We start from the raw sequence: 21,521 nt of genomic DNA, 5'->3' as shown, positions 1-21,521 counted from the left end.
TCGGCGCGTGTTCGGAGTCCCGCCGGCTCGCCGAGGCGCGCTCCTCAGCCGTCAACTCCCCCGGCGGCTCCGCGAGCACCGAGGAGACCAGGGCGCGCATGTCGTCGTCCTCCAGGCCGGCTTCGCGGGCGTCGCCGACCCAGGTGCGCAGGCGGCCGCGCAGCTCGTCCATCGCCTCCGGCCCGGCGCTGCCGCCGAGCGTGCCGGAGATGTACGTGCCCGCGCCCTGCCGGGCCTCGACCAGGCCGGAGAGTTCGAGTTCGCGGTAGGCCTTCAGGACCGTGGCGGCGTTGACCGCGCAGGAGGTGACGACCTCGCGGACCGTCGGCAGTTTGTCGCCGGGGTGCAGCAGGCCCAGGCGGAGGGCCTCGCGGACCTGTTGGACCAGCTGGGCATAGGCCGGGATGCTCCCGGCCCGGTCGACATGGAAAGCAATCATGGATGAGCTCCCGTCGCAGGATCTGTCCCGGCAATTGTTACGGTTAACTAGAACACTAGTCAACCGTGACGATGAGCCGGGGGTGATCCGGGACGGCGCCGCCGGTCATTTCCGGCGGCGGAGCCAGCTGGCGGCCAGGACGGCGGCCATCAGGGCCAGGAATATGACCGAGCCGGTGACCGCCGCACCCGATCCGTAGTGCGGGACGCCCGGGTTATCCGTGTTCGCGCCGAGAATCGTCACGGAATCCACCGTGTCAGAGAACTGCGGAGCGCGGGCGGACATCGGGCAGCAGCGATTAGCATCGCGGTGTCGTCGTTAAGGGGTGGCCAATGCCTGTGTCCGGTGTGTGCGGTGCCCGCTGGGTGCTCGGGACGGTCACGGCCGCCGTGGTCCTGGCGACCGCCGGCTGTTCCAGCGGCGGGTCGGCGAGTCCGGTGTCATCAGGGCTCGCATCGTCGAAGCCGGCATCGGCATCGGCATCAGCATCCGCGACGGCATCGGCAACGCCTTCAGCGACAGGTTCGGCGACAGCTTCGGTGTCGGCAACAGGTTCGGCGTCGGCGTCGGCAACAGCGTCGGCTTCGGCTTCGGCAACGGCTTCTGCGCATCCTTCTACGCCTTCTGCCGTGCATGGCAAGGTGCAGCCCTTGCCGGCCGGAGCGAAGTGGGACTACCAGATCGGCGGAGCCTATCCGCCGCCCGCCGGCGTGCGCGTCGTCTCGCGCGACCGGTCCGCCGCACCGGCGCCCGGGCTCTACAACATCTGCTACCTCAACGCTTTCCAGGCCCAGCCGGACGCCACCGGGTGGTGGCGGGCCAACCATCCGGATCTGCTGCTGAAGACCGCCTCCGGGGCGCCGGTGATCGACCAGAACTGGAACGAGCAGCTGCTCGACGTCTCCACCGACGCCAAACGCGCCGCGCTCGCCGCCATCATCGGCGGTTGGATGGACGGCTGCGCGGCCAAGGGTTTCCAGGCGATCGAGCCCGACAATCTCGACTCCTACTCGCGCTCGCAGGGGCTGCTCACCGCGGACCAGGACGCCGCGCTGGCGACCGAGCTTGCCCGGCTGGCGCACGCCAAGGGCCTGGCGATCGCGCAGAAGAACACGACGGAGTTCCTGCCGCGTGCGCACCAGATCGGCTTCGACTTCGCCGTCGCCGAACAGTGCGGCGACTACGACGAATGCGGCGACTACGCCGACACCTTCGGCGGCCGCGTCGTCGACGTCGAGTACGACGACAAGGGATTCACCGCCGCCTGCCACGCCTACGCCAACCGGATCGCGATCGTTCGGCGCGATGTCGACGTCAGCGCGGCAGGCGGTTCCTCCTACGTCTACAAGACCTGCTGAGACTCGCGGTCGGACCGGCCAACCGTCACCACTGGCCCGGCTTGTAGTCCCCGGCCGGGACGCGGGAGATGAGGTTCAGGCGGTTGTAGGCGTTGATCAGGGCGATCGTCGAGATGAGCGCCGCCAGCTGCTCCTCGTCGTAGTGCTCGGCCGCGCGGGCCCACGCCTCGTCGCTCACGCCGCCGGCGCCATCGGCGACCCGCGTGCCCTGCTCGGTCAGCTCCAGCGCGGCGCGTTCGGCGTCGGTGAACTTGGTGGCCTCCCGCCAGGCCGCCACCAGGTTCAGACGCTCCGGCTCGTCGCCGGCGTGCACGGCGTCCTTGTAGTGCATGTCGGTGCACATGGCGCAGCCGTTGATCTGGCTGGCGCGCAGCAGCACCAACTGCGTGGTGGTGTTCGGCAGGCCGGTGGCGGCCATCGCGTGACCTGCCGAGTTGATGTGCTTCACGAACTTCTGGCCGGCCGCGGTGCCGTAGTAGTTGAAGCGGGCTTCCATGTCGGTCTCCTTCGGGTCTGCCATGCGGTTTTGCTAGGTAGACCACCGGGAGGAGAGCGATGTGACAGCAGCGGATGTGACCTGCGTCACAGGCCCGCTTCGACCCGGAACCGCTCCAAATGCCGCACCAGCTCCTCCGGGTGCGCCAACGCCGGCAGGTGGCCGCCGATCATCTCGTCCGCGGTGATGCCGAGCCGCTCCTTCGCCATCCGCCGCTGGAAATCGGCCGGGAACATCCGGTCGTCACGGCAGAGCAGGAACCGCGTCGGCACCTCCGGCAGCTCCGGCATCGGCGGCGAGTGGAACGGCCCGTCGCTCTGCTGCACCGGCCGGCCGAGGGCCTCGCCCGCCAGGTCCTCGGGAACGTCGTGGAAGAACGTCACCAGGGTGTCCGGGTTCTCGCCGATCCCCAGGCGCGCGTCGTTCTCCTGCTTGGCCTCGGAGTAGCCCGTGGCCTCCCACCATTCGCCCGGTGTCTCACCGGCCTTCGGCGCCATGGCCGCCAGGTAGACCAGCAGCTTGGTCGGAACGCGGGTGGCGAGCATGGCGGCGGTGAAGCCGCCGAGCGACTGCGCCACCACGATCAGACCGTCGGCGACGTGCTCGCCGATGGTCTCGATCGCGGACTGCGTGTACTCCGGGATGCCGCACGCCGGGTCGGAGACCGGAAGGTCCGGCGTGACGACGTCGTGCCCGGCGGCGCGCAGCAGCGGGATGACTCGGTGCCAGTACCAGGAGTCGGAGGCCGCGCCGTGGATGAGGACGTAGGTAGCCATGGTTCGACGCTAGTCCGCCGGACTGACGATCGTGGCCACGTTCTGGCCGACGTGGTGGCCGATGTTCCGGCCGACTTCAGCGCTTGGCGTCGACCAGCGCCGCCGACTCGGGGCATGTCGCCGTACAGGCACAGGGTAGAACTCGGCGCGACAGCTGAGCGTGCCGGTGGCTCAGCGTTTGAATCCCACGCCGCCGTGTATCAGGACCCGCAAATTCGGGTCGACGCTCGCGTCCGGATGCCACAGCTGAAGCTGCACCACCCCCGGGTCCACCACGTCCACCCCACTGAAAAGCGCAGTGACCTCCTCCTCCGTGCGCTGGACGAGCTGCGACTTCGCCGTGGCCCACGCCTTGCGCGCCTCGGCGTTGCGCGCTTCGTCGCCGCCCGGGGTGATGTGCGAGATGACCAGCGCGCTGCCCGGCGGGACGGCGTCCGTGTACTGGTTCACCAGGCTCCGCAGGTCCTCGTCGGGGGTGAGGAAGTGCAGCACCGCCACCAGCAGCACCGCGATGGGGCGGTCGAAGTCCAGCGTGGTGCGGATCTCGGGGTGCTCCAGGATGGTCTTCGGCTCGCGGACGTCGGCGACGGCCACCGCGGTCAGTGCGGGGTCGGCGGTCAGGGCCCGGGTGTGGGTGACCACGATCGGGTCGTAGTCGATGTACGCGACGCGGGCCCGGGGGTGGACGGTGCGGGCCACCTCGCCGGTGTTGCCGGGGCCCGGGATCCCGGCGCCGATGTCGAGGAACTGGTCGAGGCCTTGTTCGGCGAGGTAGCGGACGGCGCGGCCGAGGAAGGCGCGGTTGGCCTTGGCCATGGCGGGCGCCTGGGGAAGGGCTTTGGTGGCGGCCGCGGCGGCCGCCCGGTCCACCGCGAAGTTGTCCTTGCCGCCGATCAGGTGGTTGTAGATGCGGGCAGGGTGGGGGATCGACTGGTCGATCTCCGGCGGTGCCCAGTCCGGCAAGGGCGTGAAGTCCCCGCCGAGATCGTGCTCGATCATTCCCGGCCCCTTACGACGTAACAGAACCTTCAACTACTGTTGAGTTCAGAGTAGCCGAAGGGTGTCGAGTACTGATACGGCAAGTGGCGCAGTGGCGGATACCCGAAAGGAAGGACCGGTCGCGGTGGCCGGAAGCGGGTCAGACAGCTGATGAGCCGATAGCGGCGCCGACCGCTTCGCGCACGCCGGGCGCGATCTCCTCGGCCCAGACGACGGCTGCGCGCTCCGCGCCCACGCCGCCCCCTACGGGGAAATACGTGACGCCGCCGGCTCCGTGCTCCAGCACCGCGCCGGCCAGTTCCTCCACCCACTGCCGCACCGAGCCGCCGACCCAGCGTCCGTCGGCGTCCCGGGTCGCCGCCAGCGGGGCCTCGCTGACCAGCCCCGGGAGGTTGTAGATCGTCGCGATCTCGCGCGGATCGCGCCCGACCGCCGCGGCGGCCTCGTCGATGATCGGGCGCGACTCCAGGTACCGGCGGCTGAGCCAGTCCGCGGCGTGGCCCGGGATCCAGCCGTCGGCCTGGCGCCCGGTCACGGCCAGCGACTTCGGGCCGTTCGACCCGGTCCAGATCGGGGGCGCCGCCACCGGGGCCGGGTCGATGTCGTGCACGCTGTAGAACTCGCCCTCGAAGGTGACGGAGGCGCCGCCGCCGGTCAGGGCCCTGATCAGGGTGAAGGACTCCTCGAAGGCCCGGACCGCCTCGCCGCCGGTCAGGCGCGGCACGCCCAGCCGTGCGATGTCGTCCCAGGAGCCGCCGGCCCCCAGCCCGAGCACGATCCGGCCGCCCGACAGCGCCGACAGCGACGTCACCGCCCGGGCCAGCATCGGCGCGGGCCGCACCGGCAGATTGCTGACGTTGACCATGCCGCTGATCCGCGCTGTGCGGCCGAGGGCGAAGCCGACCAGGGAGTACGCGTCCAGCAGCCGGCCGTGGTACGGGTGGTCCGAGACCGAGAAGTGGTCCAGGCCGGCGCGGTCGACCCGGGCCACCAGGTCCAGGGCCTGCGGGATGTCGCGGACGGCGTTGGACACGCCGAGTCCGAAGCGGGGTGCGGTGCCGGACATGAAGGCCTCCCTCAGTGGTTCGTTCCACGAACTATAGTAGTTCGTGATGCGTACTTCAACCGTGGCAGGCTTCGTCGCGGGCCGCATCTCGGCCTTGTGAGGAGAAAGAGAAAAGAAGGACGCGCCGCGCCGTTCGGGGGGTGCGGCGCGACGCGTCCTAGGAGGATGCGGCGATGGCCGAAACGCGGGCGCCGCTGTCCTCGCTAATACAGGCGTTTGTAGCGCCGATTGCGTTACACCCGTGATCACCAGGCGAAGCGGCTGATCTGCACTGATCTGCACTGGCGGACCCGGGGTGCTGTCGAACCCGAGGCAGTGTCGTCCCCAAGGCGCTGTCGATCGAGCGGTTCGCTGTTCGTCTCCTCCAGTGAGAGGGTCGATTCCGACCCGAGACGAAGGGACTGCGCCATGGCGAAGTACATGGTCCTCATCTACGGAGACGAGCAGCGCTGGGACGCGATCAGTCCCGAGGAGATGGCCGAGATCGACGCCGGCCACCGCGCGTTCGCGCAGCAGGCCGGTCCGGCGGTGCTGGCGTCCGGGCAGTTGGAGTCGTCCGCCACCGCCACCACCTTGCGGCGGGGCGACGGCGACGGCGATACGCCCTCGGTCACCGACGGTCCGTTCCTGGAGACGAAGGAAGTGGTCGGCGGCTTCTACGTCTTGGACGCCCCCGACCTCGACGCGGTCGTGAAACTGACCGGCCTGCTCGCCGAGACCCGCCACGACCACTCCGGCGTCGAGATCACGCCGCTGGTCCACCACGGCTGACCGTCCTGCCATGCCCGAGGCGACAGCCGACGCAGAAGACGGCCCCGCGTTCCGCGCGACACGAGGCGCCGCGCACCAGGCCGTCGTCGAAGCAGTCGCCCGGGCGCACCGCGACCACTGGGGCGCGGTCCTGGCCGCCACCGTGCGCCTGGTGCGCGATCTCGACACCGCCGAGGAGTGCGTCCAGGACGCCTACGCCCAGGCTCTGCGCACCTGGCCCGCCACGGCCGTCCCGGACCACCCCGAAGCCTGGCTCAAGACCGTCGCCCGGAACCGCGCCCGCGACCTGCTCCGCCGCGAATCCGCTTGGCGTCGCGCCTTGCCGCTGCTGGTCGAGGAAGATCTGACCCCGGACCCCCAGGACGCCGACGAGCCGCCCTTCGTCCCCGACGACATGCTTCGCCTGGTGTTCACCTGCTGCCACCCGGCGCTGTCGCGGGACGCCCGCGTCGCCCTGACCCTGCGCCTGGTCTGCGGTCTGTCCACTGCCGAGGTGGCTCGTGCCTTCCTGGTCCAGGAGAGCACCATGGCGGCGCGCATCACCCGGGCCAAGAAGAAGATCGCCACGGCGCGGATCCCTTACCGGGTACCGGACGCGGCCGATCTGCCCGAGCGCCTGTCAGCGGTCTGCGAAGTAGTCCTCCTGGTCTTCACCACCGGTGAGAACGCCCCGGTCGGCCCGGTCCTCGTGCGCGACGATCTCGTCGCCTGCGCGCTCCACCTGGCCCGCACGCTGCACCGGCTGCTGCCGGAGGCGACCGAGCCGACGGGCCTGCTGGCCCTGCTGGTCCTCATCGACGCGCGCCGCCGCACCCGGGTCGACGCCGAGGGCCGTCCGGTCCTGCTGGCCGACCAGGACCGTTCGCGGTGGGACCGGGACCGGATCGCCGAGGGCGTCGAGCTGCTCGACCAGGCCCTGCGGGCCGGCCCGCCGACCCGGTACGCGGTCCAGGCCGCCGTCGCCGCCGTCCACGCCGAGGCGCCGACCTTCGAGGCGACCGACTGGTCCGAGATCGTCGGGCTCTACGACCTGCTGCTGCGCCTGTGGCCGACCCCGGTCGTCGAGCTGAACCGCGCGGTGGCCCTGGGCATGCGCGACGGGCCGCAGGCCGGCCTGGACGCGCTCGAATCCTTGGCGACCGAGCCCGCGCTGGCGACCTATCGCTACCTCAGCGCTACGCGCGCCGACTTCCTCAGGAGACTGACTCGCTGGCCGGAGGCCGCGACCGCCTATGAGGAGGCCCTCCTGCTCTCGGACAACGACGCCGAACGCGGCTTCCTGGAAGGCAGGCTGCGGGAGGCCCGAGGCCATATCGCAGAACAATGAGTCATGGTGGGGCCAGATCACGAAGACCTGACCCCACAAGGGTTTCGCGAGCCGGTGATGTCCTAGTCGGTGGCGGTGGCGGTGGGGGTGCCGCCATCGAAAAGGATGGTGTCGATGCCGACGAAGGACTCGTCGTCCTTGCTCGCGACTTGCCGGCCCGATGCGTCGTAGAACTTCAGGCTCCCCGACTTGCAGGTCGAGTTCTCCGGGAACGCGAACGCGAAGTAGGAGGCCCCGTTTGTGGCGACCCGAGGTGTGGTGGTGAATTGCTGGTCGCCGCACTGCGCCACGACTTTTGCCGTTCCCTGATTCACCTCGCCGACGACCGCGCTGCCGTACCGGTGCCGCTGGGTGTCGAGGATCGGGACCGGGTAGATCATGGGATGGTCCAGCGACGTGGCCAGGTGGTGGCCCGAGGGGTCCCTAACCGTGCAGGGAGCGCGGTTGTCGGAGTTGGTCCACGCGCCGTCGACGTACATCGCCACGTCGGCGCACCACTCCGGGTAGGTAGGGCTCTGCTCGTTCGACGGGTCGCTGCTCAGCTGCACCTGCCTGAACTTCCAGACCAGCTGCCAAGCGTGTCCGTCCAGGTCTCCCGCGGTCAGGACCACAGGGGCCGGAGTGCCGCCTTCCGGATCCGTGGGACTCGACGCGGCCGCCAACGCCGCCGGCCTGGCCGCCGTTCCGCCGTGTGCGGCGATCGACGTCACCGCCACAGCCGCCGCCGCGGTCACGGCGAAGGTCGTCCCGTACGCCGCCCGGCGCATCCGCAGCCGGCCGCCGCCCGCTCGCAGCACCGCGTCCAGCGAGGGGCCGCCCAGCCCGGGCCGGTCCACCTCCTCGGCGAACGCCTCGCGCAAGCGGTCGGTGTCCGCTGACGTGTCGTCGTGCATGGTCATCGTTCCATCCTCTCTGTCACGGGTTCGCGGTCGAAGAGGCGGGACAGCTCCGGGTTCTGCCGCAGTTTCGCCAAGCCCCGCCAGGCCTGGCTGCGTACGGAGCCGACCGAGCAGCCCAGCAGGTCGGCGACGGCGGTCTCGCTGCGGTCCTCCCAGAACCGCAGCACGACGACCGCCCGCTGCCCGGGCGGCAGCCCGGCCAGCGCCGCCAGCAGGACGCTGCGATCCGCGACGGCGTCGGTCCGGTCGGCGGCGGCCTGGTCGGGCAGCGTGCCCGGGAACCACTCCCGTACCCGGCGCCGGCGGCGTTCCGAGATGTGCGCGTTGATCAGCGCGCGTGCCACGTAGGCGTCCGGATTCTCCCTGGTGCGCACCCGCCGCCAGGCCGCGTAAGCCTTGGCCAGCGTGGTCTGCACCAGGTCCTCGGCCTGCCCCGGATCCCCGGTGAGCAGGTATGCCGTCCGCATCAGCGCACCGCGCCGGGCCAGGACGTAGTCCCTGAACTCCGCTTCCTGCCCGCGGTTGTGATCGGCGCTCATTCCGTCCCCCTTCTTCCATCCCCTTCAACGCGGGGAACCGGGGGGACCTATGGCTGCCGCCGCGCGATCAATATACGTACGGGATCAGGCGCGCCGTCCGCCGCTGGTAGTCGCGGTAGCCGTCGCCGAAGTTCGCGACCAGCATCTGCTCCTCGGCGTTGATCCGCCACGAGTAGGCCAGCAGCATCAGGGCCGCGACGACCGCCAGCGCGATCCAGTTCCCGACACCGAGGCAGTAGCCGGTCCATACCAGCAGGCTTCCGGCGTAGCCCGGGTGCCGGATCACACGGTACGGCCCCTCCTGCACGATCCGCTGGTCGTCGGCGACCCGCAGCGTCCGGGTGTAGAACCGGCCGAGGACCGCCATGCCCCAGGCGCGCAGCGCGAGGCCGACGGCGATCATCCCGACGCCGATCCACCGCACGCCGACCGGCACCGAGCCGACCCCGGCGTTCTGCAGCACGACCACCAGCCCCACGGCCAGCAGATAGCTCACGATCAGCAGCGTCGTACTCCGGCGGTCTTCCTCGCCTCCCGCCCAGGACGCGGTGTCCTGGTCCTTGCGGCGCAGTGTGACCTCGTACAGGACCCACACCACGACACCGGCGATCGACAGCCAACCTGGCAGCGCCATGTCCCGAGGATATCGGTGGCGCCCGGAATGTGATGTGCGTCACCGTCCGATCGGGTCACAATCCGGCGTCCTCCGGAGTCTCGTGACCAAGGGGCCAAAGAGAGACGGGTAGGTGCCGCCATGGGCGAGCCGGACGTGGACCAGCAGTCGGAGAGCGCGACCGACACCTTCGTGACCCATCGGAACCTGCTGTTCACCGTCGCCTACGAGATGCTCGGCTCCGCCGCCGACGCCGAGGACGTGCTCCAGGAGACGTGGCTGCGCTGGACCGGCGTCGATCTGGAGACCGTGCGCGACCGCCGTGCCTATCTGGTGCGCATCACGACCCGCCAGGCGCTCACGCACATGCGCACGCTCGGCCGCCGCAAGGAGTCCTACTTCGGCCCGTGGCTGCCCGAGCCGCTGCTCACCACGCCGGACGTCGCCGAGGACGTGGAGCTGGCCGACTCGGTCTCCATGGCGATGCTGCTGGTGCTGGAGACCCTGACGCCGACCGAGCGGGCGGTGTTCGTGCTGCGCGAGGTGTTCGACCTGGACTACGACGAGATCGCCGAGGCCGTGGACAAGACCGCGGCGGCGGTCCGGCAGATCGCGCATCGGGCCCGGACGCACGTGGCCTCGCGCCGTCCGCGCGGCACGACGTCGGCGGCACAGACCCGCGGCGCGCTGGAGGCGTTCCAGCGGGCCATCGACACCGGCGACCTCCAGAGCCTGTTCGACCTGCTGGCGCCGGACGTGGTGATGCTCGGCGACGGCGGCGGGATCCGGCAGGCGTTCCCGGAGCCGGTGCTCGGCGCGGACGCGGTGCGCGAGGTGCTGGCGGCGGGCCTGGGCCAGCTCCGGGGCACGGCGGTGTTCGAGCCGGTGCAGATCAACGGCGCCCCGGCGCTGCTGGTCCATGCCCGGGGCGAGGTCAGCGTGGTCACCATGCACGTCCAGGACGGCCGCGTCGCCGGGCTGTACGTGGTCCGCAACCCCGAGAAGCTGTCGCGGGTGGAGCAGGAGACGCCGATCAGCCGCTGAGGCGGGTGCCCGATGTCCCAGAACCGAGGCGCTGTCTCGTCCCGATAGGGAACGAGACAGCGCGCCGGGCCCGGCGACCGCCGGGGCCGGAACGGAAGGGATGATCATGAAGGTATTCGTGGCGGGCGGTTCCGGAGTCCTGGGCCGGTGGCTGGTGCCGCAGCTCGCGTCCCGGGGCCACGAGGTCACGGCGACCACGACGGACCCCGGCAAGCTGGCCGTGCTGCGCCAGCTCGGGGCGACCGGCGTGGTGATGGACGGACTGGACGCGGCCTCCGTCGGCGAGGCCGTGGCGCACGCCCGGCCGGACGTCATCGTGCACCAGATGACCGGCATCTCGCTGACCCACGCCGGCAAGCCGGACTTCAAGCACTTCGACCGCTGGGCGGTGCCGACCATCCGGCTGCGCACCGAGGGCACCGACCACTTGTTGGCCGCCGCCGAGGCGACCGGGGTGCCGCATTTCGTCGCGCAGGGCTACGCCAACTGGAACGGGCAGCGCAGCGGCGGCTGGGTCAAGACCGAGGAGGACCCGCTGGACCTGGAGGAGGGCACCGCGGCGCACACCTCGATGCTGGCGCTCAAACACGTCGAGGACGTCGTCCTCGCGGCCGGCGGCGCCGTCATGCGCTATGGCGGCCTCTACGGCCCCGGCGCCATCGACGACCAGGTCGAGCTGATCCGGATGCGACAGTTCCCGTTGGTCGGGCGGGGCACCGGGTACGCGTCCTGGATCCACCTGGAGGACGCGGCGACCGCCACCGTGCTGGCCGTGGAGCAGAAAGCCCGAGGCGTGTTCAACATCGTCGACGACGAGCCGGCGCCGGCCCGCGAATGGCTGCCGTACCTCGCCGAGTGCGCGGGCGCGAAGAAGCCGTACCGGGTGCCGAAGTGGGTGGCGCGCATGATGGCCGGGCAGGTGGCGGTGGTCATGATGACCGAGGCGCGCGGGTTCTCCAACGCGAAGGCCAAGCGCGAGCTCGGCTGGGAGCTGAAATACCCGTCGTGGCGCCAGGGGTTCGCCGAGGAGTTGGCGTGATGCACAGTGTCAGGGTTCGGAGGCGGCCATGAGGGGCGTCGAGGAGTTCGAGGAACTACGGCCTCTGCTGTTCTCGATCGCCTACCGGATCCTGGGCAGCGTCGCCGAGGCGGAGGACGCGGTGCAGGAGTCGTGGCTGCGCTGGGAGGCGTCGCGGACGGAGGTGGCCTCGGCGAAGTCCTACCTGTCGGCGGTGGTCACCCGGGTGTCGATCGACGTGCTGCGCTCCGCCAGAGTGCGGCGGGAAGCCTATGTCGGGCCGTGGTTCCCGGAGCCGCTCCTCGACGACCCGTACCAGGACCCCGAGCGAGCGGCGGAACTGGCCGATTCGCTCTCGATGGCGGCTTTGCTGCTTCTGGAGCGGCTGACACCGCTGGAGCGCGCGGTGTTCGTGCTGCGCGAGGTGTTCGGGTTCGACATCCCGGCGGTCGCCGCGGCGGTCGGGCGCTCGGAGGCCGCGTGCCGCAAGCTCGCGACGCGCGCCCGGCACCACATGGACGCCGGGCGCCCCCGCTTCGAGGCCGACCGCCGCGAGCGCGACGAACTCGCCGAGCGGTTCTTCGACGCGTTCCGCGAAGGGGACGTCGACGCCCTGACCGAGGTGCTGGCCGGCGACATCCGGCTGGTCTGCGACAGCGGGGGCAAGGGCCCGCGGTGGCGTGAGGGCTCGGTGGTCGGCGCGGACACCGTGGCCCGGCTGCTCGTCACGCTGGTCGCGCCGTTCCTGCGGATCGGCGGCGAGGTGGAGCGCCACGAGGTCAACGGCCAGCCCGGCGCGATCTTCCGGGACCGGGCCGGCCGTGTGGTCAACACCTGGACGCTGGACGTCGCCGACGGCCGGATCCAGACCATCCGCACCGTGGTGAACCCGGACAAGCTCGGGCACGTGGGCCCGGTCGCGGACGCGTGGGAGACGGTGCGGGAGACGTTCCAGGCATGCCGGGCGGAGGTGGAATGAGGTTCGGGACGCGCGCCTCCCTCCGCGGCGCCTCCTACTGCGGTGCGGAGGGCTCCAGCTGACCCGACCGGGCGGCGATCACCCCGGCCTGGAAGCGGCTGCGCGCCCCGAACCCCTCCATCAAGTCCGCGATGTGGCCCCGGCAGGCCCGGACCGACAGTCCGATGCGCTTGGCGATCACGTCGTCCTTCAGGCCGTTGGCCAGCAGCATCAGGATCGAGGACTTGATCTCCGCGACCGCCATGTGCGCGGCCGACGGGCCGGTCTGGTACGGCGAGCCGAGGTTCCAGGACTGCTCGAACGCCCGGCACAGATAGGCCAGCACCGACGGTTCGCGCACGATGATCGCCCCGGTCTCGTGCTCGGCGTGCGGCAGGAACGCCACCCGCCGGTCGATGACGATCATCTGTCCGGGGATCTCGGCCACCGTCCGGATCTGGGATCCCTCGGCGAGCACCGCCTCGGCGTAGGCCTGGGTCGGCAGATGGAAGCGCGCAGTGTGCTGATAAAGACTGCGCAGCACGATCCCGCGCCGTAACAGCGCCAGGTCCCTGGGCAGCGCGTCGGCCAGCGCCGCCGGCGGCCGTCCGCCCCCGGGCTGGCACGCCATGATCTCGGTCTCGCAGGTCGCCGTCAGATCGGCTATCAGGGCCCGTACCGCGTGCATGTCAGTGATGGTGTCGACGCCGTTCGTCGCGCCCTCGCGGACGTGGTCGGAGTAGACCGGGGCCAGGGCCGCGAGCCGGGCGCGCAGCTGCGCCGTCCGTCCCCGTTCGGCCATCAGCTCCTGCTCCACCTCCCGGTGCGCGCTCTCGCGCGGGCCGACCAGGGCCGCGATCGCCACGTCCGGGCTCGCCGCGACCACGCCCGCCGGTCCGGCGATCAGGACGTGGCGGGCCAGGAGCACGTCGACGGCGTCCTGGCACTCCTTCTCAGCACACCCCAGTTCCTCGGCCATCGCCGCCGTGCTGCCCTCGACCAGTCGGCGCTCGGCGACCGTCCAGGCGTACACCGACGCTAGGAGGTCGTCTCCATGTCCGCTTCCACCCCGTTCGGACATCCTTGTCTTCCTTCCAGTTCTCGGTAGCCACTTGGTGAACCATCGCACGTCTGTCGCCCCGGCCGTGCCAGAAGGCACCTTGGTGACAGCACAGTGACACAGACACCTGACAACCGCGTGAAAGGAAGCAGACATGCGCAGAATCCTCGTCTCCGGCGTGGCGGCCCTCGCGGCGATCACCGCCACCGCCGGTGCGGCGACCGGGATCGCGGCCGCTCGCGGTGCGGACCGCGGTGCCGGCCGTGCCGGCCACGTCGTCGCGATGGACACCGGCTGGGGCAACCCGAGCTGCCCGTACCTCGCGCCGAACTGCCCGCCGCCCGGCCCGCCGCACGTCTGACCCTCCAGGCCACCCGGCTCGTGCCGGGTGCGACGAGACGGTGGCAGCCGGCCACCGCCGGGTGGGAGGTGGGACGTCGCACCGGGACGGGCAGCGAAGCCGAGCACGGCACAGCACAGCACGGGACAGCACAGCACCGAGAAAACACCACGAAGAAGGGGAACCATCATGTCCGTCAAGACCCGCATCGCCACCGTTGTCGCCGCTGTCGGCGCGGCCGTCGCGCTCACCGCCGTCTCCAGCGGTGCCGCCGACGCCGCGGTCACGCCGAACTCCTCGGCCGGCGGCACGATAAGCCGCTCGGAGGAGCTCTCCCGCGCGGCGTCCTGGAATGGCACTCCGTACAGCACATCGAGCTACAAGGCCGGGCCGGGCGGCGACATCTCCTACCGCACCGACTGCTCCGGCTACGTGTCGATGGCGCTGCACCTGGGCGGCAGCTACACCACTGTGTCGCTGCCGCAGGTGGTGACCCAGATCAGCAAGGACTCGCTGCAGCCCGGCGACCTGCTCGGCGTGCTCGGCAGCAACACCGGCGGCAACGCCGGGCACGTCCTGATCTTCGACGGCTGGGCCAACAGCGCGCACTCGTCCTACAACGCGTGGGAGGACTCCGGGGACGCCGGGGTCCACCACCTGACCATCCCCTACCCGTACTGGCCGAACACCAGCGGCCCGGCCGCGTCGCTGTACAAGCCGTACCGCTACAACCACATCAGCGACAGCGGCGGCGTGACCATGCCGGCCTGGCCGAACGTGGTGGTCAACCAGAGCGGTGCCAACGTGCAGGCGTTGCAGTACCTGCTGCGGGCCCACGGCTCCACCGTCGCCGCCGACGGCCAGTTCGGCAACGACACGCTGAACGCGGTCAAGGCGTTCCAGTCCGCGAACGGCCTCGGGGTCGACGGCCAGGTCGGCCCGCAGACCTGGACGGCGCTGGTGGTCCAGGTCCAGAGCAACGCCACGGGCGAGGCGGTGAAGGCCGCGCAGACCGAGCTCAACAAGTTCGGCTACGGCCTCGGGGTGGACGGCCAGTTCGGCGCGGCCACGGACAGCGCCGCGCGCGCCTTCCAGTCCGCGCACGGTCTGGGTGTCGACGGGCAGATCGGGCCGCAGACCTGGCAGATGCTGGTCGGGAGCTGAAGCTCCCATCAGTGAACTGATCAGCAAGTAATAGCCCTGAGTATGGCGATCGCCGTGGATCGGCGGTCGCCATACTCGTCGGGTCATGGCCTGGCGCGAGTGCTGCGAGCGGCGCAGACCGCGCCGAGGGCGAGTAGGCCGACGACGCACCACGCGACACGCGCCAGCCCCTCGGCGGAGGTGGTGAATGCGGGTCCTGCGAAGGTCAGATACACGCCGCCGAGGCCCGCCACTGCCAACACACTCGCCAGCAGCGAACCGGTATTGGCCAGCGCCGACACCGCCGAAGCCGGTCCGGGTCCGGCCGACTCGGTCACGCGGGCCAGCAGCGGGCTGAACCCGGCGGCGTGGCCCGCGCCCGCGACCGCCAGCAGGGGCGGCGCGAGCACGGTCGGCCAGTGATGGTGGGACGCCGCTGACGCGGCGGAGGCGGCCAGGGCGCTGAACGCGACCGCGAAGGCGACAGGCCCGCCGACCGGGAGCAGGGCCCGGACGTGAGTCGGCATTCTCGACCAGGTGAGGCCCACCGCGGCGAATCCGAACGTGTAGGGCAGGAACGTCACGCCCGCGCGCAGTGGCGAGAATCCCAAGCCCGATTGCAGATGCAGGGTGAGGACGAAAGCCACCGCGGAGTAGCAACCCATCACCAGCCAGCAGGCGGCCAGACCCGGCCGCACCGCCGGGCGACTCAGGACTCGGAGATCCAGCAGCGGCGTTCCGCCGCGCGCCGTGACTCGGCGTTCCCACCCGGTGAACGCGATCACCAGGACGCCGCCCGCGCTAAGCGAGCACCAGGTCCATAGCGGCCAGCCGTGCTCCCGCCCGACCGCCAACGGCACCACCAGACCGGTCATCGCGACCGCCAGCAACAGCGCCCCGATCGGATCCATGCCGCCGGTCCGGTTCCCCGGCCGGGCCGGCAGCACCCGCCCGGCGACCGCGGACACCGCCGAGCCGACTACGACGTTCACCCAGAAGATCGGCCGCCACCCGGTCCCGAACAGGTCGGCCGCCACCAGCACCCCGCCGGCCACCTGCCCGGCGGCCACCCCGAGCGCCAGCACCATCGAGTACCAGCCGATCGCCCGCGCCAGGGCCCGTCCCCGGAAGCCGAGCTGGATCACGGACAGCACCTGCGGCACCATCAAAGCCGCCGAGACGCCTTGTACTACTCGGAAAACAGCCAACGCGGCCGCCGAGGGCGCGGCTCCGCACGCGGCCGAGGTCAGCATGAACGCGACCAGGCCCCGGCGGAACATGACGCCGTGGCCGTACCGGTCGCCCAGGCGCGCGCAGATCACGAGGGTGACCGCGAAGGCGAGCACGTAGCCGGTGACGATCAGCTGCAACGCGCCGCCCGAGGCATGCAGGTCGGTGCGGATGTCGGGCGCGGCGACGGTGACGATGGACGTGTCCATCGAGGCCATGGCCTGCCCGGCGAGGAGCACCGGCACGAGGCCGCGCTTCGGGGATGGTTCTGCGTCGGTCGGTTCGGCGACTCTCAGCGCCTGCGGTTTGGTCTCCACCGGGCCAGAGTCGCGCTGCGGGCCCTGCTCCGTATTGACGATTCTTGCCGGCGGCACCTCTTTGTCGTGGTCCTTGTCGTGACAGCGAAAAGCGCGCCCGGCCGGACCTGGACAGGTCCCCGGGCGCGCTGCAAGCATCCTGCCGAGCCGAACAGTGGCGAGACGGCGACCTCGCCTCGGTCTCGAAACGGTCTACGCGTCGGCCGGCGGTGTGACTCCGGTCCAGAAGGGGAACGCTCCCCGGACTGCCTTCACCGCCTGCCCGTCGACCATGAAGACCCTGTCGGGCTGGTACGGGTGCACGAATGGTTTTGGGCTACCGCAGACGAGACAGGCTGATCCCCCTCTTAATGGACGTCAGGAGAATTTTGCGGTCCAAGGTCCTTCGTGCGGCTCCCGCAACGGTCGTATTCACCACTGCGCACAAGGTCCAGACGTGCGCCGCGCCGCATCAGCAGGCTGTCATAACCTGAGGTCAGAGCCCTGCGGCCGGGGACCGGCCCAGGTGCCCGGCCAGATCGGCGACGATGTCGTCGAACCGCTCCAGGACCAGCGAAAGGTGCCCCTCGGCCGGCGGCAGCCGCACGGAGGCGCCGGCCACATGGGCCGCCAGCCAGCGGCCGTGCGCGAAGGGCACCATGCGGTCCTCGGCGCCCTGCCAGATCGCGACCGGGGTGCGGATGGCGGCCAGGTCGAAGCCCCAGTCGGCGATGAAGGCCAGGTCGTCGTCCCGCCAGCCGGCGATCCCGGTGGACACCGCCTTGCGGAAGGCCGCCGCCGAGTACTCGGCGAAGTCGTCGGTCAGGGCCGCGCGGTCCACGTCGGAGACCAGGTCGCCCAGGGCGGCGGCGATCTGCTCGCCCTGCACGTCCGCCAGACTCGCCACCTGCGCGTCCAGGAAGGCGGTCAGCGGCTCGACCCCGGCCGTCGCGGCCCCGAACTCCTCGACGTTCTCCGCGCCCATGCCGTCCAGCCAGTCGAGCCCGTCGGCGTCGTACGGAGCCACACCGGCGATGGTCGCGGCGGCCAGACACCGCTCCGGCAGCAACGCGGCGCACGCCAGGGCATGCGGCCCCCCGCCGGACCAGCCGACGGTCAGGAACCGATCGGCGCCCAGCTCGGCCAGCAGCTCGCCGACGTCCGCCACCACGGAGGCGACCGTCCGCCCGGGCTGCGCCGACGACGCGGCATAGCCGGGCCGGCTGTGAACCACCATCCGCAGCCCGTGCCGCGCGGCGGCCTCGACCATCGGCTCGAACAGCACCGCGGCGAACGGCGTCCCGTGATGGAACACCAGCGGCGTCCCGTCCGCGGGGCCCGCCACCAGGTATTCGAGATCGCGGCCGTCGGCAAGGCGAAGACTGGTCATGGGGAGGAAGCTACCCGAGATCCGATGGCGGAAGGGTGGTCAATCGTCCTCGAACGGGGCCACCCCGGTCCGTGACGCGGCTATCGTCATTCCGACGATAATCGGTCGCCATCGGTGTTCTGGGTGACGCCTGGACGTTCGCGCCACCCCCGGCCCCCCGTCCGTCTTACAGTTGGGTCCATGACCCGAGCCGCGGCGGACGTCACCGAGCCGAAGAAGACGAAGCCGGAGACCCACACCGCGCTGGTCCGCCGCGCGCGGAAGATCTACCGCGAGCTGGGCGACGTCTATCCCCACGCCAAGTGCGAACTGGACTTCGAGACGCCCTTCCAGCTGCTCACCGCCGTCATCCTCTCGGCGCAGTCCACCGACGTCGGCGTCAACAAGGTCACTCCGGCGCTGTTCGCCAAGTACCCCACCGCCGCCGACCTGGCCGCCGCGGATCCGGAGGAGCTGGAGGCGCTGATCAAGCCCACCGGCTTCTACCACAACAAGGCCAAGTCGCTGCTGGGCATGTCGAAGACCGTGGTCGCGGACTTCGGCGGGGAGGTGCCGGGCAGGCTGGAGAAGCTGGTCAAGCTGCCGGGGGTGGGGCGCAAGACGGCGAACGTCGTGCTGGGGGACGCCTTCGGGGTTCCCGGCATCACCGTCGACACCCATTTCGGGCGCCTGGTCCGGCGGTTCGGGTGGACCCACCTCGAAGACCCGGTCAAGGTCGAGCACGCCATCGGCGAGTTGTTCCCGCGCAAGGACTGGACGCGGCTGTCGCACCGGATCATCTACCACGGACGGCGGGTGTGCTTCGCGCAGCGGCCAGCGTGCGCCGCCTGCCCCATCGCCGGTTTGTGCCCCAGCCGGGGTGTCGGGGAGCAGAACCCGGTCAAGGCGGCGGCCTTGCTGAAGTACAAGCCGGGGGAAGGCGGCCTGCCCCTGTGAACGTTGCGGATGGCATGGGACTTCAGATAGCCGACTCCTCGCCCGCGCTGCCCGACTGGCTGCTGCCGCTGGCCCAGGCCGCGGACGCGGCCGCCGCCGACAGCGGGAACGGGCTCGGACCTCGATTCACGCGGCCGGAGGGGATGGACGGGGTCCCGCGGCGCAGCGCCGTGCTGATCCTGTTCGGGGAGGACCCGGCGAGCGGGCCGGACCTGCTGTTCGTGGAGCGGGCCAAGACGCTGCGCAACCATCCCGGGCAGCCGGCGTTCCCCGGCGGGAAGGTCGATCCCGGCGAGGGGCCGGTGACGACCGCGCTGCGGGAGGCCAACGAGGAGACCGATCTGGACCCGGCCGGGGTGCAGGTGTTCGGGATCCTGCCGGACCAGTACGTCTGGCCCTCGGACTTCTTGGTCACACCGGTGCTGGGCTGGTGGCGTACGCCGAGCCCGGTGCGGGTACGGGACACCCGTGAGGTCGCTTCCGTCGCGCGGATCCCGGTGAGCGACTTGGCCGACCCCGCGAACCGGGTGAGCATCGGCCACCCCTCCGGCCGTTCCGGTCCCGCCTTCGAGGCGGGCTCGCTGCTGATCTGGGGCTTCACCGCCGCGCTGCTCGACGGGGTGCTCAAGGCCGGCGGCTGGGAGCGGCCGTGGGACGCCGGGCGGATCGTGCCGCTGCCGCAGGAGGTGCTGGCGCTGGCGGTGCGCAACCTCGCGGCGCCGGGGGGAGAAGATAGCTAGATGGACATCCTCGACATCCTGCTGCTGCTCGTCGTGGCGGCGTTCGCGGTCTCCGGGTACCGGCAGGGTTTCGTCGTCGGGGTGGTGTCCTTCGCGGGCTTCCTCGGCGGCCTGGCGCTGGGCTTCGTGATCATCCCGATCTTCCTGGACCGCATGTCCACCGGGCTGCTGCCCAGCGTGATCGCGCTGTGCGCGGTGCTGGCGCTGGCGGTGGTGGGCCAGGTCCTGGGCTCGATGCTGGGCTCCAAGCTGCGCGAGGCGATCACCTGGCAGCCGGCGCAGCTGGTGGACGCGGTCAGCGGCGCGGTGGTGTCGGTGGTCGCGGTGCTGATGGTGGCCTGGTTCCTGGGGCTGGCGCTGTTCACCTCCTCGGTGCCGACGGTCAGCGACCAGGTGCGCTCCTCCAGCATCCTCAAGGGCATGACCCGGGTGCTGCCGCAGAGCGCGTCGCAGTGGTTCAACTCCTTCTCCCGGATCCTGGACCGCAACGGCTTCCCGCAGGTCTTCGCGCCGTTCCAGGCCGAGAACCCGGCCGACGTGCCGGCCCCGGACCAGGCGCTGATGACCAGCCCGGTGATCAACGAGACCAAGGCCTCGATCGTGAAGATCCGCGGCCAGGCCCCGTCCTGCGGCAAGGACATCGAGGGGTCCGGCTTCGTCTACTCGCGCGGCCGCGTGATGACCAACGCGCACGTCGTCGGCGGCACCCGCTCGCTGGTGGTGCGGCAGTCCAACGGCCGCCAGTACGCGGCCACGGTCGTGCTGTTCGACCCCAAGCGGGACATCGCGGTGCTGGACGTGCCCGGCCTGACCGCCACCCCGCTGTCGTTCCTGGACGACGGCAAGTCCGGCGACTCGGCCCTGGTGGTCGGCTACCCGCAGGACGGCCCGTTCCACGTCGACCCGGCGCGTATCCGCGAGCAGATCACCGCCACCGGCGCGGACATCTACTCCAGCGGCAACGTCCGGCGCGAGGTGTTCTCCCTGTACGCGCAGGTGCAGCAGGGCAACTCCGGCGGGCCGCTGCTGTCCACCGACGGCCGGGTGCTCGGCGTGGTGTTCGCGAAGTCGCTGGAGGACAAGAACACCGGCTACGCGCTGACCGCGCAGGAGGTCGCCTCCGACGCGCAGACCGGCATCGCCTCCACCACGCCGGTCAACACACAGGCCTGCGCGATCTGACCGGTCGGCCCGCAGGTGATCGACGGTTCGGCCAGTTGCTGTTCGACCGATCGGCTGGCTGCTGTCCGACCGTTCGGCCCGCAGGTGATCGACGCCCCCGGAGTCCGTCGTGCCTTCCTGATACGTTCATGCCAGTACTCGCACAGGATGACGGCTTTTCTCAGGGGGCGGATCGGCCATGCTCGGGCACTCACACGCGACCAGCGGCGGACTCGCCTGGGCGGCGGCCGCCAGCGCCCTGCCGTTGAGCCTCGTGGCCTATCCGGCCATGCACGGCTCCACCGCGCACGTCGAAGCCAAGGACCTGATCTTCGGGACCTTCATCACCGCCGGCGCCGCGCTGCTGCCCGACATCGATCACCCGAACGGCACCATCGCGCACTCCATGGGCCCGATCACCCACACCCTGACCAAGGGCGTGTCGGCGATCAGCGGGGGGCACCGGCACGCCACGCACTCGTTCGCGTTCGTGGCCGCCGTCACCTACGGCACCTGGGCCGGTGAGCACTATCTCGGCCGCTACTTCACGCTGTCGCTGGTGTTCTTCATGCTGGTGCTGGCCGTGCGCGCGCTGAACCTGTGCCCGCCGGGGGAGAAGCTGGAGGCCTACGGACCCTGCGTCCTGCTGGCCGGCGGCGGCACGGTGCTGATGGACCGCTGGATAGCCAGCGCGCCGTCGTGGCTGCCGTTCGCCATCGGCCTCGGGGCCCTGACCCACCTCGCCGGCGACTGCCTCACCGACCACGGCTGCCGGCTGTTCTGGCCGTTCACGCTGCGCACCGGGATACCGATCATCCAGCGGACCGGGAACCGGGTCGAGACCTGGTTCCTGGCCCCGGCGATGGCGGTCGGGTGCGCGGTGCTGCTCTACATCAAGACGGCTTCGAAGCCTTAGCGGCCG

24 protein-coding genes and 1 pseudogene are annotated in these 21,521 nt (G+C 70.9%); 12 read left to right on the top strand and 13 right to left on the bottom strand.

Features of this window, described 5'->3' with window-relative positions; translation table 11 throughout:
- Positions 1 to 58 precede the first annotated feature (58 nt).
- From ABD481_RS13385 to ABD481_RS13375, 3 genes and pseudogenes are all read right to left on the bottom strand, one after another.
- Positions 59 to 439 (bottom strand): annotated as a pseudogene (locus ABD481_RS13385) (GntR family transcriptional regulator); the annotation flags it as partial.
- A 105-nt stretch (positions 440 to 544) separates the two neighbouring features.
- Entirely contained in the window at positions 545 to 682 is a 138-nt protein-coding gene (locus ABD481_RS13380; RefSeq protein WP_344665940.1) for a hypothetical protein, read from the bottom strand.
- Positions 683 to 817: 135 nt separating this feature from the next.
- Positions 818 to 1,036: a hypothetical protein gene (locus ABD481_RS13375; RefSeq protein WP_344665939.1), complete on the bottom strand. Its 219-nt coding sequence runs from the start codon at positions 1,034 to 1,036 to the stop codon at positions 818 to 820.
- Between ABD481_RS13375 and ABD481_RS13370 the strand changes: the two genes are divergently transcribed.
- Positions 979 to 1,797 (top strand): endo alpha-1,4 polygalactosaminidase, encoded by an 819-nt coding sequence (locus ABD481_RS13370; RefSeq protein WP_425559161.1) that lies wholly within the window; start codon positions 979 to 981, stop codon positions 1,795 to 1,797. The two genes, ABD481_RS13375 and ABD481_RS13370, sit on opposite strands and share 58 nt — an antisense overlap.
- Positions 1,798 to 1,822: 25 nt before the next feature.
- Here the strand turns inward: ABD481_RS13370 and ABD481_RS13365 are convergent, their stop codons facing one another.
- The 4 genes from ABD481_RS13365 to ABD481_RS13350 all read right to left on the bottom strand — a co-directional run bounded on the left by ABD481_RS13365 (position 1,823) and on the right by ABD481_RS13350 (position 5,134).
- Positions 1,823 to 2,293 carry a carboxymuconolactone decarboxylase family protein gene (locus tag ABD481_RS13365; RefSeq protein ID WP_344666062.1) on the bottom strand — a complete coding sequence of 157 codons (471 nt, stop codon included), beginning with the start codon at positions 2,291 to 2,293 and terminating at the stop codon, positions 1,823 to 1,825.
- Positions 2,294 to 2,379: 86 nt separating this feature from the next.
- A complete protein-coding gene (locus ABD481_RS13360; protein ID WP_344665938.1) occupies positions 2,380 to 3,069 on the bottom strand; it encodes an alpha/beta fold hydrolase in 690 nt (229 codons plus the stop codon).
- Between the two features lie 171 nt (positions 3,070 to 3,240).
- Positions 3,241 to 4,068, bottom strand: a complete 828-nt coding sequence (locus ABD481_RS13355; protein ID WP_344665937.1) for an SAM-dependent methyltransferase — start codon at positions 4,066 to 4,068, stop codon at positions 3,241 to 3,243.
- A 139-nt stretch (positions 4,069 to 4,207) separates the two neighbouring features.
- A complete protein-coding gene (locus tag ABD481_RS13350) occupies positions 4,208 to 5,134 on the bottom strand; it encodes an LLM class flavin-dependent oxidoreductase (protein ID WP_344665936.1) in 927 nt (308 codons plus the stop codon).
- A gap of 408 nt (positions 5,135 to 5,542) precedes the next feature.
- Here ABD481_RS13350 and ABD481_RS13345 point away from each other — a divergent pair, with 408 nt between their 5' ends.
- Positions 5,543 to 5,905 (top strand): YciI family protein, encoded by a 363-nt coding sequence (locus ABD481_RS13345; RefSeq protein ID WP_344665935.1) that lies wholly within the window; start codon positions 5,543 to 5,545, stop codon positions 5,903 to 5,905.
- 10 nt (positions 5,906 to 5,915) lie between these two features.
- On the top strand, positions 5,916 to 7,232 hold the full coding sequence (locus ABD481_RS13340) for an RNA polymerase sigma factor (RefSeq protein WP_344665934.1): 1,317 nt from the start codon (positions 5,916 to 5,918) through the stop codon (positions 7,230 to 7,232).
- 62 nt (positions 7,233 to 7,294) lie between these two features.
- Here the strand turns inward: ABD481_RS13340 and ABD481_RS13335 are convergent, their stop codons facing one another.
- From ABD481_RS13335 to ABD481_RS13325, 3 genes are all read right to left on the bottom strand, one after another.
- The gene (locus ABD481_RS13335; RefSeq protein WP_344665933.1) at positions 7,295 to 8,131 is read right to left on the bottom strand and encodes a hypothetical protein; all 837 of its coding nucleotides are present in this window, start codon (positions 8,129 to 8,131) and stop codon (positions 7,295 to 7,297) included.
- Positions 8,128 to 8,670 (bottom strand): SigE family RNA polymerase sigma factor, encoded by a 543-nt coding sequence (locus ABD481_RS13330; protein WP_344665932.1) that lies wholly within the window; start codon positions 8,668 to 8,670, stop codon positions 8,128 to 8,130. Before ABD481_RS13330 ends, ABD481_RS13335 begins: the two co-directional genes overlap by 4 nt.
- A gap of 67 nt (positions 8,671 to 8,737) precedes the next feature.
- Complete coding sequence (locus tag ABD481_RS13325; protein WP_344665931.1) at positions 8,738 to 9,304, bottom strand: methyltransferase family protein; 567 nt, start codon at positions 9,302 to 9,304, stop codon at positions 8,738 to 8,740.
- Between the two features lie 120 nt (positions 9,305 to 9,424).
- Here ABD481_RS13325 and ABD481_RS13320 point away from each other — a divergent pair, with 120 nt between their 5' ends.
- From ABD481_RS13320 to ABD481_RS13310, 3 genes are all read left to right on the top strand, one after another.
- On the top strand, positions 9,425 to 10,327 hold the full coding sequence (locus ABD481_RS13320; protein ID WP_344665930.1) for an RNA polymerase sigma-70 factor: 903 nt from the start codon (positions 9,425 to 9,427) through the stop codon (positions 10,325 to 10,327).
- 106 nt (positions 10,328 to 10,433) lie between these two features.
- On the top strand, positions 10,434 to 11,366 hold the full coding sequence (locus ABD481_RS13315) for an NAD-dependent epimerase/dehydratase family protein (protein ID WP_344665929.1): 933 nt from the start codon (positions 10,434 to 10,436) through the stop codon (positions 11,364 to 11,366).
- 28 nt (positions 11,367 to 11,394) lie between these two features.
- On the top strand, positions 11,395 to 12,324 hold the full coding sequence (locus tag ABD481_RS13310) for an RNA polymerase sigma-70 factor (protein WP_344665928.1): 930 nt from the start codon (positions 11,395 to 11,397) through the stop codon (positions 12,322 to 12,324).
- Between the two features lie 34 nt (positions 12,325 to 12,358).
- Here the strand turns inward: ABD481_RS13310 and ABD481_RS13305 are convergent, their stop codons facing one another.
- Positions 12,359 to 13,384 (bottom strand): helix-turn-helix transcriptional regulator, encoded by a 1,026-nt coding sequence (locus ABD481_RS13305; RefSeq protein WP_344665927.1) that lies wholly within the window; start codon positions 13,382 to 13,384, stop codon positions 12,359 to 12,361.
- Between the two features lie 133 nt (positions 13,385 to 13,517).
- Here ABD481_RS13305 and ABD481_RS13300 point away from each other — a divergent pair, with 133 nt between their 5' ends.
- Both ABD481_RS13300 and ABD481_RS13295 read left to right on the top strand, forming a co-directional pair.
- Positions 13,518 to 13,724 (top strand): hypothetical protein, encoded by a 207-nt coding sequence (locus ABD481_RS13300; RefSeq protein WP_344665926.1) that lies wholly within the window; start codon positions 13,518 to 13,520, stop codon positions 13,722 to 13,724.
- Between the two features lie 168 nt (positions 13,725 to 13,892).
- The gene (locus ABD481_RS13295; RefSeq protein ID WP_344665925.1) at positions 13,893 to 14,867 is read left to right on the top strand and encodes a C40 family peptidase; all 975 of its coding nucleotides are present in this window, start codon (positions 13,893 to 13,895) and stop codon (positions 14,865 to 14,867) included.
- An 83-nt stretch (positions 14,868 to 14,950) separates the two neighbouring features.
- Here the strand turns inward: ABD481_RS13295 and ABD481_RS13290 are convergent, their stop codons facing one another.
- Together ABD481_RS13290 and ABD481_RS13285 are read right to left on the bottom strand one after the other, a co-directional pair.
- Positions 14,951 to 16,393 carry an MFS transporter gene (locus tag ABD481_RS13290; RefSeq protein WP_344665924.1) on the bottom strand — a complete coding sequence of 481 codons (1,443 nt, stop codon included), beginning with the start codon at positions 16,391 to 16,393 and terminating at the stop codon, positions 14,951 to 14,953.
- A gap of 475 nt (positions 16,394 to 16,868) precedes the next feature.
- On the bottom strand, positions 16,869 to 17,762 hold the full coding sequence (locus ABD481_RS13285) for an alpha/beta fold hydrolase (RefSeq protein WP_344665923.1): 894 nt from the start codon (positions 17,760 to 17,762) through the stop codon (positions 16,869 to 16,871).
- Between the two features lie 180 nt (positions 17,763 to 17,942).
- Between ABD481_RS13285 and nth the strand changes: the two genes are divergently transcribed.
- From nth to ABD481_RS13265, 4 genes are all read left to right on the top strand, one after another.
- A complete protein-coding gene (gene nth, locus ABD481_RS13280) occupies positions 17,943 to 18,698 on the top strand; it encodes an endonuclease III (protein ID WP_344665922.1) in 756 nt (251 codons plus the stop codon).
- A gap of 14 nt (positions 18,699 to 18,712) precedes the next feature.
- Positions 18,713 to 19,438 (top strand): NUDIX hydrolase, encoded by a 726-nt coding sequence (locus tag ABD481_RS13275; protein WP_344665921.1) that lies wholly within the window; start codon positions 18,713 to 18,715, stop codon positions 19,436 to 19,438.
- Positions 19,439 to 20,620 (top strand): MarP family serine protease, encoded by a 1,182-nt coding sequence (locus ABD481_RS13270; protein ID WP_344665920.1) that lies wholly within the window; start codon positions 19,439 to 19,441, stop codon positions 20,618 to 20,620.
- Between the two features lie 178 nt (positions 20,621 to 20,798).
- Positions 20,799 to 21,515: a metal-dependent hydrolase gene (locus ABD481_RS13265; RefSeq protein ID WP_344665919.1), complete on the top strand. Its 717-nt coding sequence runs from the start codon at positions 20,799 to 20,801 to the stop codon at positions 21,513 to 21,515.
- The last annotated feature ends 6 nt before the right edge of the window (positions 21,516 to 21,521 follow it).

It is taken from the genome of Catenulispora yoronensis (assembly GCF_039531695.1).
Lineage (GTDB): Bacteria > Actinomycetota > Actinomycetes > Streptomycetales > Catenulisporaceae > Catenulispora > Catenulispora yoronensis.
The sequence above is the reverse complement of the archived record's forward strand: the minus strand, read 5'-3'. Positions and strand labels throughout refer to the sequence as shown.

Bases quoted from the DNA above. Each gene is read 5' to 3' on its own strand.
- ABD481_RS13365 (WP_344666062.1), bottom strand. From the start codon at position 2,293: ATGGAAGCCCGCTTCAACTACTACGGCACCGCGGCCGGCCAGAAGTTC.
- ABD481_RS13360 (WP_344665938.1), bottom strand. From the start codon at position 3,069: ATGGCTACCTACGTCCTCATCCACGGCGCGGCCTCCGACTCCTGGTAC.
- ABD481_RS13355 (WP_344665937.1), bottom strand. From the start codon at position 4,068: ATGATCGAGCACGATCTCGGCGGGGACTTCACGCCCTTGCCGGACTGG.
- ABD481_RS13350 (WP_344665936.1), bottom strand. From the start codon at position 5,134: ATGTCCGGCACCGCACCCCGCTTCGGACTCGGCGTGTCCAACGCCGTC.
- ABD481_RS13345 (WP_344665935.1), top strand. From the start codon at position 5,543: ATGGCGAAGTACATGGTCCTCATCTACGGAGACGAGCAGCGCTGGGAC.
- ABD481_RS13340 (WP_344665934.1), top strand. From the start codon at position 5,916: ATGCCCGAGGCGACAGCCGACGCAGAAGACGGCCCCGCGTTCCGCGCG.
- ABD481_RS13335 (WP_344665933.1), bottom strand. From the start codon at position 8,131: ATGACCATGCACGACGACACGTCAGCGGACACCGACCGCTTGCGCGAG.
- ABD481_RS13330 (WP_344665932.1), bottom strand. From the start codon at position 8,670: ATGAGCGCCGATCACAACCGCGGGCAGGAAGCGGAGTTCAGGGACTAC.
- ABD481_RS13325 (WP_344665931.1), bottom strand. From the start codon at position 9,304: ATGGCGCTGCCAGGTTGGCTGTCGATCGCCGGTGTCGTGGTGTGGGTC.
- ABD481_RS13320 (WP_344665930.1), top strand. From the start codon at position 9,425: ATGGGCGAGCCGGACGTGGACCAGCAGTCGGAGAGCGCGACCGACACC.
- ABD481_RS13315 (WP_344665929.1), top strand. From the start codon at position 10,434: ATGAAGGTATTCGTGGCGGGCGGTTCCGGAGTCCTGGGCCGGTGGCTG.
- ABD481_RS13310 (WP_344665928.1), top strand. From the start codon at position 11,395: ATGAGGGGCGTCGAGGAGTTCGAGGAACTACGGCCTCTGCTGTTCTCG.
- ABD481_RS13305 (WP_344665927.1), bottom strand. From the start codon at position 13,384: ATGTCCGAACGGGGTGGAAGCGGACATGGAGACGACCTCCTAGCGTCG.
- ABD481_RS13300 (WP_344665926.1), top strand. From the start codon at position 13,518: ATGCGCAGAATCCTCGTCTCCGGCGTGGCGGCCCTCGCGGCGATCACC.
- ABD481_RS13295 (WP_344665925.1), top strand. From the start codon at position 13,893: ATGTCCGTCAAGACCCGCATCGCCACCGTTGTCGCCGCTGTCGGCGCG.
- ABD481_RS13285 (WP_344665923.1), bottom strand. From the start codon at position 17,762: ATGACCAGTCTTCGCCTTGCCGACGGCCGCGATCTCGAATACCTGGTG.
- nth (WP_344665922.1), top strand. From the start codon at position 17,943: ATGACCCGAGCCGCGGCGGACGTCACCGAGCCGAAGAAGACGAAGCCG.
- ABD481_RS13275 (WP_344665921.1), top strand. From the start codon at position 18,713: ATGGGACTTCAGATAGCCGACTCCTCGCCCGCGCTGCCCGACTGGCTG.
- ABD481_RS13270 (WP_344665920.1), top strand. From the start codon at position 19,439: ATGGACATCCTCGACATCCTGCTGCTGCTCGTCGTGGCGGCGTTCGCG.
- ABD481_RS13265 (WP_344665919.1), top strand. From the start codon at position 20,799: ATGCTCGGGCACTCACACGCGACCAGCGGCGGACTCGCCTGGGCGGCG.